The following is a 9,795-nucleotide window of genomic DNA, read 5'->3' on the forward strand; positions in this document are numbered from 1 at the left end:
TATCGAATCTTTATAACTTATTTTCTTCGCTAGCTTTTTGTAAAGAAGCTGCAGTAATCTGTCCATGGGATGCATGCCAAACAATATTATTATGAACAAAAAGCAATGCTTGTGGTGATTCATGTCTTACTTCGTATTTTTCAGCAATATAATTAGAAACATCTCGTGCATCTTGCACAGTTAAATAATAAGTATCTACTGCATTATTTCCGCTTGCATATTGCTTATATTCATCGAAAGCTCTCGCACTAATTGGACATGTTACACTATGTTTAACTAACCAAAAAGCATCTTTGTTCTGAACTAACTCTTCGATCTTTTCGATAGTCTTTATTATTTCCATACCTAAAAATCACCCTTTATCTATTTGTTTATCCCATGACATATAAAAAAACAGTCTATATACCTTTTCTTTCTTGCATTGTTCTAAAAGATTTGGTTCTCATTGAATGCAGAAAGCAATGTGTATATAGACTGTATACTTTATCTCGCTTTTATACAAAAATAATGTTTAATGGTTATATTTACTTTCTGTTTCATCAAATGCACGTTTTGTTTCTTCTAACTTTTGCTGAATTTCATCAAACTCAGCATTTTTTAAGCTTGAGCTTAAATCAGATGCTTCTTCTTTTAGCTCATCAAAACGGGCTGACATATTTTCTTGCCCTTTTGTTTTTTTTACTTTATCCATAATTTCAGCAGATGTTTTGGTAACAGCATTACTAAGTTGATCTGTTTTATCTTTAGCAATAGAAATAAACTCTGAGCCTTTTTCTTTGACCGTATCAGTTAACTCAATCCCTTTTTCCTTGAGTATGCCAGCTTGTCCGTTTAAATCATGAAGCAGTTCTCTTCCAGGCTTTGGCGCAAGAAATAAAGCAGTTGCTGCTCCGACAACCCCACCTACTAGAGCACCTAATAGAAAATCCTTTGAACTTGAGCTTTCATTTGCATGAATTATTTCTTGTTCTCGCTTCATCTTAACATCCTCCTTTTAATTACTTCTTACTCGTGTTCGGTTTTGTTCAGCCTTCTTAGCTCTCCATTGATCTCTAATATTCATAAACACCTTGCTGTATTGAACAATTTGAGCTATTTTATCTTGATTTTTTACAAGGGTGTTTTCTACATTATTGGTAATCGTTTGTACCGATTGATTAAACCCTTGTACACTCGTACCAACATCTTTTACTGCGTCAACCACAGAATTTAAACTTTCAGATTTCTGTTGAATATCTGCAGCTAAATCATTCGTTTTTTGCAATAAAATAGTTGTTTCTCTTGTGACGCCATCCAGTTGCCTTTCTAACCCGACAAGTGTTTTAGAAACACTATCCAGTGTAGTATGTAAGGACTTCAATGTTCTCGCAACATAAATGACAAGAACCGTAAACGCAATAGCTATTAAAGCTACACTTAAGTATAAAAGATTTATCATATTTATCGCACCTCCACTTTATTGGTCTTTTCCCAGATTCGCGTTTGCTAAAACCTTAGTTTTATTATAATTGGAAAAACTTTCAGAAACAAATGATTCTTTAGCAAGAGTAACTATACAATCGAAGCAAATAATCTTTCTTCCTTATTTTTTCTATTTTGAGTTTTTTTATTTAAGGAAAAAATATTTTCGGGTACAATAAGATAGTTATCACATTTTTTTAATATTTTGGAGGTACATATGAAGGATCCACGAATTGATCAACTAGCAAAAAACTTAATTAATTATTCCATTCGCTTACAAAAAGGCGAAAAAGTTCTTATTGAAAACTTTGGACTTCAAAAGGAACTTGTAAAAGCGCTTGTGCGTGAAGCATATGCAGCTGGTGGTTATCCTTTTGTTTCACTGAAAGATAATGATATTAATCGCTCCTTGCTTTTAGGCGCTCAAACAGAACAATATGAAATGATGGCCCAATTCGAAGCAAATGTCATGAGTAATATGGATGCATACATCGGGCTTCGAGCTGGTGATAACATTAATGAGCTTGCAGACGTTCCTGCAGAACAAATGAAGATTGAAGGTGCAACCATTGGCAAAAAGGTACATAGAGAAATTCGTGTACCAAACACAAAATGGGTAGTTCTTCGTTATCCAAGCCCATCCATGGCACAGCTTGCGAGAATGAGCACCGATGCATTTGAAGATTTTTATTTCAACGTGTGCAACCTAGATTATGGAAAAATGGATAAAGCAATGGATAATCTTGTAGAATTAATGAATCGTACCGACAAAGTTCGCTTAACTGGTCCTGGCACTGACTTAACTTTCTCTATTAAAGATATTCCGTCCATCAAATGCTCTGGTCAAATGAATATTCCTGACGGCGAGGTTTATACGGCACCTGTACGTGATTCTATCAATGGTGTACTAACCTATAATACACCTTCCCCTTATCAAGGATTCACTTTTGAAAATGTCAGCCTGAAGTTTGAAAATGGAAAAATTATCGAAGCAACATCTAATGACTCCGAAAGATTAAATAAAATTTTGGATACAGATGAAGGCGCTCGTTATATTGGCGAATTCGCTATTGGAGTAAATCCATATATTCTTCATCCAATGCAAGATATCTTATTCGATGAAAAAATCGATGGAAGCTTCCACTTTACACCTGGCCAAGCCTATGATGATGCTTATAACGGCAATGATTCCAATATCCACTGGGATATGGTAAATATTCAACGTCCTGATTATGGTGGTGGGGAAATCTACTTTGATGATGTACTTATAAGAAAAGATGGTAAGTTTGTTATTCCAGAATTAGAAGTATTAAATCCAGAAAATTTAAAGTAACCTATGAAAAAGGGGATCAGAATTTTTAAATTCTGATCCCCTTTTATTATTAGCCTAATGTTTTTTCATAAGCACTTTGATATTTTTGAATATCTCCTGCGCCCATAAACAAGATTACACTATTATCATGTTCTTTCAGAGAAGAAACTGTCTCTTCTGAAATAATTTTGCTTCCAGGTACCTTATCAGCTAAATCTGTAATACTTAGCTTTCCATGATTCTCACGGGCGGAACCAAATATATCACATAGATAAGTAGAATCTGCTAAATTTAAACTATCAGCAAATTCTTGAAGAAATGCTTGAGTACGAGAGAATGTATGTGGCTGGAATACAGCAACAATTTCTCTATCTGGATACTTTTGGCGAGCGGCTTCCACCGTTGCTTTTATTTCCGTAGGATGGTGAGCATAATCATCGATAATAACCTGTGTACCAATTGTCTTTTCTGTAAATCTTCGTTTTACACCTTCAAATGTCATTAAGCGCTCTTTAACGATTTCCGCATCTAGTTCCTCATAATGACTAAGCGTAATAACAGCTAAAGCATTTAAGATATTATGGTCCCCAAATGTCGGAATGGAGAAGGTATTGTAATACGTATTACGTACATAAACTTCAAAAGTTGTACCTTCAGTTGTTTTCTCCACATTTCTCGCTTGGAAATCATTTTCATCTCCAAATCCATAAAATACAACTGGTACTTTTGCTTGAATTTTTTGTAAATGTTCGTCATCCCCACAAGCAAAAATTCCTTTTTTTACTTGCCATGCCATCTCTTGAAAGGCAGAAAAAACATCATCCACATTGGCAAAATAATCTGGATGATCAAAATCAATATTGGTCATCAATGCATAATCAGGGAAATAGGATAAGAAATGTCTTCGATATTCACATGCTTCAAAAGCAAAATATTCTGCTCCAGTTACCCCTTTCCCTGTACCATCACCAATTAAATACGCTGTCGGCTTTGCCCCCTTCATTACATGGGAAAGCAAACCAGTTGTTGATGTCTTTCCATGTGCTCCAGTTACAGCTATACTTGTAAATTGCTTCATAAAATCTCCTAGGAAACGATGGTATCGAATCACTGGAAGACCCAGTTTTACTGCTTCTTCAACTTCCTCATGTGTATCTGGAAATGCATTTCCTACAATAACATTCATTCCTGGTTGAATATTTTCACGTTGAAAAGGAAGAATTTTTATTCCAGCTTGTTCTAAAGCAATCTGAGTGAAAAATCTTTTATCCACATCAGAGCCTTGTACCTCAAAACCCATATCATGTAAAATTTGTGCTAATGCACTCATACCCGACCCTTTTATACCTACGAAGTGGTAAATAGTCATATAAAGAACCTCCAACTACGCATATCTTTTAACAGTATATGATATCCTCATTCAATTTGCTCATTGCATTTATGTATGCAACTTTGTTCACTTTATTTTTCTCATTCAACTAATTAATCATGTTTCGATAATATACTAACTTTTTTTTCCTTTTTTTATTTCACATTTATACATTATACCATCTTTCATGATGAAAAACTATGGAACAGTATAATTCCAATGTATGGCAGCAGTTTACGAAGTAATCCTTTTTCCTACTTATTCATTTTCCTGTAATAACAGCAATTCACTTTCTGTTATTAATACGTCTCTAGGCTTTGTGCCTCTCGCTTCTGATATAAACCCCTGCTTTTCCATCATATCAATTAATCTCGCTGCTCGGTTATATCCTATCTTGAAATTCCTTTGCAGACTAGATGTAGACGCTCCACCTTGTTCAATAATAAATTCACAAGCTTCATAAAATAACTCATCTTCTTCTTCAGACATTTGAACTTTTTTTAACAGCTCTTCTTGTTCAAATAAATATTCTGGTTTTCTTTCTTTCCTAACATGTGCCACTACCTGATCAATTTCTTCATCTGATACAAATGTACCTTGCAATCGAACGGGCTTTGATGTTCCATTTTCTAAAAATAGCATATCCCCTTTACCCAAAAGCTTCTCGGCACCACTAATATCAATGACGGTACGTGAATCAATTTGAGAGGAAACAGAAAACGCAATTCGTGTTGGAACATTTGCCTTAATCAATCCCGTAATAACATCAACTGATGGTCTTTGTGTAGCAATTAATAGGTGAATCCCACACGCTCTTGCTTTTTGAGCTATTCTACTAATCGCTTCTTCTACATCCGCAGGTGCCATCATCATTAAATCGGCTAACTCATCAATTACGATCACTAAATATGGTAATTTCTCACTATATCTTTTATGTTCTTCCGCTAATTGATTATATTTTGTAATATCTCTAACACCAGCATGTGCTAATAGCTCATACCTTCTTTCCATCTCTTCGACAGCCCATTTTAGTGCAGCAGTTGCCGTCTTTACATCTGTAATAACAGGACTTGCTAAATGGGGAACATAATTATATGGCGCTAATTCAACCATTTTAGGATCTACTAATAATAGCTTTAATTCCTCTGGCTTTGCTTTGTATAGTAAGCTCACAAGCATTGTATTAATACATACACTTTTTCCAGATCCGGTTGCTCCAGCTATTAATCCATGTGGCATTTTGCGTAAATCTGTAACGATTGGTTTTCCTGAAATATCCAAACCCATTGCTACCGTCAAAGGAGATGTTGAACTTTTAAATTCTTCACTCTCCAAAATCTCTCTTATAAGTACAGGGCGACTTTTTTGGTTTGGAACTTCAATTCCTACTGTATGCTTTCCAGGAATCGGCGCCTCAATTCTGATATCCTTTGCAGCCAAACTTAATTTTAAGTCATCAGAAAGATTGGTAATTTTGCTAACCTTTACTCCTGGTTCTGGTTGTACCTCATAGCGTGTTACAGAAGGTCCTTGTGTAACATTTACCACCTTTGCATGAACATTAAAATTGGTAAATGTATCATTTAACAGCATAGTCTGCTCTTCAATCCATCCATCCTTTTCTATTTGCAAAATAGGTGGATTCAATAAATTTTCTTCGGGAAAAACGTAATAAGGTAAGTCATTTTGTTCCTCATCTTCTTTTTCTATCATAGACGGAACTACAACTTCTGCCTTCGACTGTGACTCTGGCTCCTCATATATTTTTTTCTCGACTTTTTGATTTGCCAATCGTTTTCTGTCTTTATTTAGCATCAACACATTAAATGGTAAAGGACCTTTACGGGAAGATGTCTTCTTCTCCTCTATTTTCCCCTGGGAAACTTCTTCCTTCTTTTCTTCTACTATTGCTTCATCATTTTCCTGATAAGCTTCTTCTACTACTTCCACTTCTTCAAACTTTAACAATAATTGATCATCATTAAGTTCTTGAACGTCTATTAAATTTTCTTCCTGCTCATTTACTTCCATTTCTGCTTCGCTGGCAAAAATGCTTAGAGAAGCAATATTCTCTACCTCTAGTGCACTATCAGCTTTAGAACTTATTTCTTCATGAAAATATTCCTCAGCTTTTATAGAAAGAGATGAATCTTGCTCCATTATACTGTCCACTGTTACCGTTTCTTGCGCAACAGCTGTCTCAGCCTTATGCAGTTCAACTGTCTCCTCATTAGCATGTTGTTGTCCAGATTCTTGCGGTTCTAGCGACTCTATGTTACTTTCCGCTTCTTGAAGTTCAGGTGACTCTACAACTCTTTCTGCTTCTTGCAGTTCTGCCGCCTCTAAATTCCTCTTCGCTTCTTGTGATTCAGATAGCTCATCATTCATTCCAGCAAATGTTAGTAGTTCTTCATTTACTCTTATTTCCTTTTGTTCTTTCTGGTTACTGTTCGCTTCTTTCGAAATTCCAACTTTTTTTTCTATTATTGGTCGCGATTCCGTTGTCCTTGTCTCTTTCCTTTCTGGACGATTATATCCATATATCGGAGAAACAACTTCTGTAGGTTTGAAAGGACGATTAGTACTATATGTATTGGATACTTTGTCTTCCTTCTGGTCACTTTTCGTCTGTTCTACATATGGAGGTTTATATGGTTGATCGTTTTCACGCCTATTTTCATGGAAGGCTTGCCTAGGTTCTCTTCTCTTCCTTCTATCCGTCTCTTTCTTATCATCTTTCTCTTCATCTGGAATTAGCGGAAAGCGAAAGTTCCCTTTCGGATATTGATAAATAATCTTTGAATCTATTTCTTTCTTCCATGCCGTAGACTCCATTTTCGGTTGCTGTTCTACTTCAACCGATTCTTCAACTTGGTTCAGCTCCTCTTCTTCACTAGCAAACTGTTTAAATACTTTTTTGAACCAATTCACACGTAATCACTCTTTCTTTCCAATCTCATTACTATTTTAACAGTTATGTTCAGAATTGGGAGCACTATTTTTAACAACTCTCCCTTTCCCTCTTTAGCAGAAAGTTAAACAAAGATAAATTTTCCTCTTTGTTCTTTTTTATTGCCAACACTCCAACAACTCTGGTTCTATAACTAGACTAGATACATTTATCATAGCAATTAAAAAAGAGACACCTTTTGAAAGTTTGTATATCCTAATTGCCTCTTTCATTAAGTCTCTCTTTTTAATTAGGTTAAAACAGGGAACTTATAGAAACATTCTAGCTTTTCCATCCATATAATTGTTATTTTAGTATAAAAATATTTCAATTAGATGTCATTCAAAAGTAAATTATAAATCGATTTGATTACATTGTCCCTATTATCTTTCTCTTTTTTTATTTTTGCCTAAAATAAATATAGGTTCTAATTCGCCATCCTCATATAGGAAAGATAGTGCTGTAATGGGAACTCTTCCGCTTGCAAAGAAACTCATCGTCATTTGAGCTAAGATATCGTATCCTGTTTCATTTCGAATATCACCAATAATTAGTACATCTTGATGGGGAACAGCTACCGTCATTGTGCCTTCACGCTGCTCATACATATCCTTTAAAAAGGCATCATTTAATATTCGACTTGCATCATAGCCATCATTGCTGTTTAAAAAATAAAAAACATTACCAGCAACACTATCTGCTTTTACATTTGTGGATAAAGACCTAACATTAAAAAGAGCCATTTCCTTAATCGAAGTGGCAGACCAATTTTCTTTTTCCATCAATTTCTCATCAATGAGGCGATAGGTATTCCCCATATCCAAAGCATAATAAATTCTAGTTTCTGCCGTATGCTCATCTGTTATAAAGGGAATTTCCTCATTTGATTGTTGAGGAAAAGAAGTGGAACGAATCACAGGAAATATTTTTTTCTCTTTTCCTTCTATTTCTCCATCTTTTTCGATTGCTCCTAAGCCCTGTTCAATATAATAAACAATCTCGTCGACTGCTTTTTCTTTTTTTGTTTCCCATTTTGCAATTATTTCAGGCAAGGAAACGGTAACTCCCTTTCCTGTTGCTTTACTCTCTATACGTACTTGATCTTTTTTACTATCAAATGAAAAAGTTCGATCCTCATTACTTATTCGTTGGATAAGCATATCCTTCATTTTTTTACTTGTCATTTTCATGCTTGTTTCACTTCCGTCCTCTTCAATTTCTTCCTATTTATTATACTCTAAATGATTCGATAATCATCTTTTTAATAGGCAGTTTTTTCTTGTAATCAATGGAAAAAGGTTATCTCCGCTTAAAATATAGCAGTGAACTCCGTCCTTTTCCAAGCTACATTTTATATAGGAGACAACCTTTTATAAGACAAACACTTTTTTACTATTACAGCAAATAAAGAACAAACTCGCTACTGATGCTTTGTAGACTTAATAAGCCTCCACGGTCTTGTTCCGTGTTGAGAATAAGCTAAATCATTCTCTCACTTATTATTTTCTTTATAAAGATTCAATAAATTTTTCAATTTCTTCCTGTGTTTTTCGATCTTTGCTTACAAATCTACCAAGTTCTTTCCCGCCTTCAAAAGCGATAAAGCTTGGAATACCAAATACATCTAGCTCTATACAAGTATCAATAAATTTATCGCGATCGATATGTATAAATGTATATTGATCATATTTCGCTTCAACTTCTGGCATAAATGGTTCGATAAAACGACAGTCTCCACACCATTCTGCTGAAAAAAGAAATATATGTTTCTCTGGACTATTTTTAAGCTCTGCAAATTCTTCTGCTGATTGTAAATGTTTCAATGTAAATGCCCCCTTCATAATATGTACCCTTTCATAAATAGTATCAGAATTATAGCTTCCTCACTACTAATATGCTTTCCTATTGCTTCATTTTTATCAAGCATTTTCTACTTAAATTGAGCTAATTTCTAAAGTCCCTCTAGCTCTTATTTTCTTTGATATTCCATTTGACCTAGAAGCAATTCAACAACATGTTCAAACATTGCTGTCCTATTAATCCTGCCGTTTGTGAAGATTCCTATAGCACCTTCTGTTGAGCGAACATTTTCTTTTTGGACATATTCATCCATAACCGGACCTAGTTCTCTTCCTGCAACTAGTTTTGTTTCAATTTCCTTTGGTAGCGGAATTCTTGCTCCACTAGCTATATAGGTGGTTCCATCCTTCCAAACAAGCGCTCCCCAATTAGTTAAAAAGAGAGTGTCATTTGTTCGGTGGACGCCTCCTTCCAAGCCAATCCCTATCTCGCCGGCCCCTTCCTGCAATGCAGCCTTCGCTCGGTTAACGGCCCCTTTGATCGTTTCCTCATCTGAAAATGGCTGTTCGCTTACCCCAGAGCTCACATTAAATGTAGCAAACTCTATAGCCGTATCTTTTTCTAAACAGTTTTTTACTGCTTTTACTTTTGCTTTATTATTGGTGCCAATACAAACTTTCACTTTGCTTCACTCCTAATATCATGACAAAATAGTTTATAAAAAGAGAGTGGGACATAAGCATTTCAACCAAATCTAACCCCGAACAATTATACGTACACACTAAAAAAAATTCGTATAATTGTTTGTGTTTTTTTATTATTTTAAGAAAAAAGGTATGTGGTAATCACCCGCAGCCTGAATACACTTCGCTTTCCATGGGGCGAGCGCCAAGCCTCCTCGTT

The 9,795-nt window shown here is 35.1% G+C and carries 9 protein-coding genes; 1 reads left to right on the forward strand and 8 read right to left on the reverse strand.

Going from position 1 to position 9,795, the window contains the following annotated elements:
• Positions 1–10 precede the first annotated feature (10 nt).
• From ytxJ to NiCM35_RS09115, 3 genes are all read right to left on the reverse strand, one after another.
• Positions 11–343: a bacillithiol system redox-active protein YtxJ gene (ytxJ, locus tag NiCM35_RS09105; RefSeq protein ID WP_095332433.1), complete on the reverse strand. Its 333-nt coding sequence runs from the start codon at positions 341–343 to the stop codon at positions 11–13.
• Positions 344–511: 168 nt separating this feature from the next.
• Positions 512–979, reverse strand: coding sequence for a YtxH domain-containing protein (locus NiCM35_RS09110; protein ID WP_095332435.1), 468 nt, complete (start codon positions 977–979; stop codon positions 512–514).
• Positions 980–994: 15 nt separating this feature from the next.
• Positions 995–1,438 (reverse strand): DUF948 domain-containing protein, encoded by a 444-nt coding sequence (locus tag NiCM35_RS09115; RefSeq protein WP_095332437.1) that lies wholly within the window; start codon positions 1,436–1,438, stop codon positions 995–997.
• 240 nt (positions 1,439–1,678) lie between these two features.
• Between NiCM35_RS09115 and NiCM35_RS09120 the strand changes: the two genes are divergently transcribed.
• Positions 1,679–2,794: an aminopeptidase gene (locus tag NiCM35_RS09120; protein WP_095332439.1), complete on the forward strand. Its 1,116-nt coding sequence runs from the start codon at positions 1,679–1,681 to the stop codon at positions 2,792–2,794.
• Between the two features lie 49 nt (positions 2,795–2,843).
• Here the strand turns inward: NiCM35_RS09120 and murC are convergent, their stop codons facing one another.
• From murC to NiCM35_RS09145, 5 genes are all read right to left on the reverse strand, one after another.
• Positions 2,844–4,142: a UDP-N-acetylmuramate--L-alanine ligase gene (gene murC / locus NiCM35_RS09125; RefSeq protein WP_095332441.1), complete on the reverse strand. Its 1,299-nt coding sequence runs from the start codon at positions 4,140–4,142 to the stop codon at positions 2,844–2,846.
• Between the two features lie 258 nt (positions 4,143–4,400).
• A complete protein-coding gene (locus tag NiCM35_RS09130) occupies positions 4,401–7,073 on the reverse strand; it encodes a DNA translocase FtsK (RefSeq protein WP_433779269.1) in 2,673 nt (890 codons plus the stop codon).
• Positions 7,074–7,475: 402 nt separating this feature from the next.
• Positions 7,476–8,276, reverse strand: coding sequence for a DUF1444 domain-containing protein (locus NiCM35_RS09135; protein WP_095332453.1), 801 nt, complete (start codon positions 8,274–8,276; stop codon positions 7,476–7,478).
• A gap of 324 nt (positions 8,277–8,600) precedes the next feature.
• Positions 8,601–8,915 (reverse strand): thioredoxin family protein, encoded by a 315-nt coding sequence (locus tag NiCM35_RS09140; protein ID WP_095332445.1) that lies wholly within the window; start codon positions 8,913–8,915, stop codon positions 8,601–8,603.
• 146 nt (positions 8,916–9,061) lie between these two features.
• Positions 9,062–9,574 (reverse strand): DUF84 family protein, encoded by a 513-nt coding sequence (locus tag NiCM35_RS09145; protein ID WP_095332447.1) that lies wholly within the window; start codon positions 9,572–9,574, stop codon positions 9,062–9,064.
• Positions 9,575–9,795 lie beyond the last annotated feature (221 nt).

Source organism: Niallia sp. M35 (genome assembly GCF_050971705.1).
GTDB classification, from domain to species: domain Bacteria; phylum Bacillota; class Bacilli; order Bacillales; family Cytobacillaceae; genus Niallia; species Niallia circulans_A.

What these genes read in the sequence shown, in the direction of transcription:
- ytxJ (WP_095332433.1), bottom strand. Translation starts at nt 343, where the DNA reads ATGGAAATAATAAAGACTATCGAAAAGATCGAAGAGTTAGTTCAGAAC.
- NiCM35_RS09115 (WP_095332437.1), bottom strand. Translation starts at nt 1,438, where the DNA reads ATGATAAATCTTTTATACTTAAGTGTAGCTTTAATAGCTATTGCGTTT.
- NiCM35_RS09135 (WP_095332453.1), bottom strand. Translation starts at nt 8,276, where the DNA reads ATGACAAGTAAAAAAATGAAGGATATGCTTATCCAACGAATAAGTAAT.
- murC (WP_095332441.1), bottom strand. Translation starts at nt 4,142, where the DNA reads ATGACTATTTACCACTTCGTAGGTATAAAAGGGTCGGGTATGAGTGCA.
- NiCM35_RS09110 (WP_095332435.1), bottom strand. Translation starts at nt 979, where the DNA reads ATGAAGCGAGAACAAGAAATAATTCATGCAAATGAAAGCTCAAGTTCA.
- NiCM35_RS09120 (WP_095332439.1), top strand. Translation starts at nt 1,679, where the DNA reads ATGAAGGATCCACGAATTGATCAACTAGCAAAAAACTTAATTAATTAT.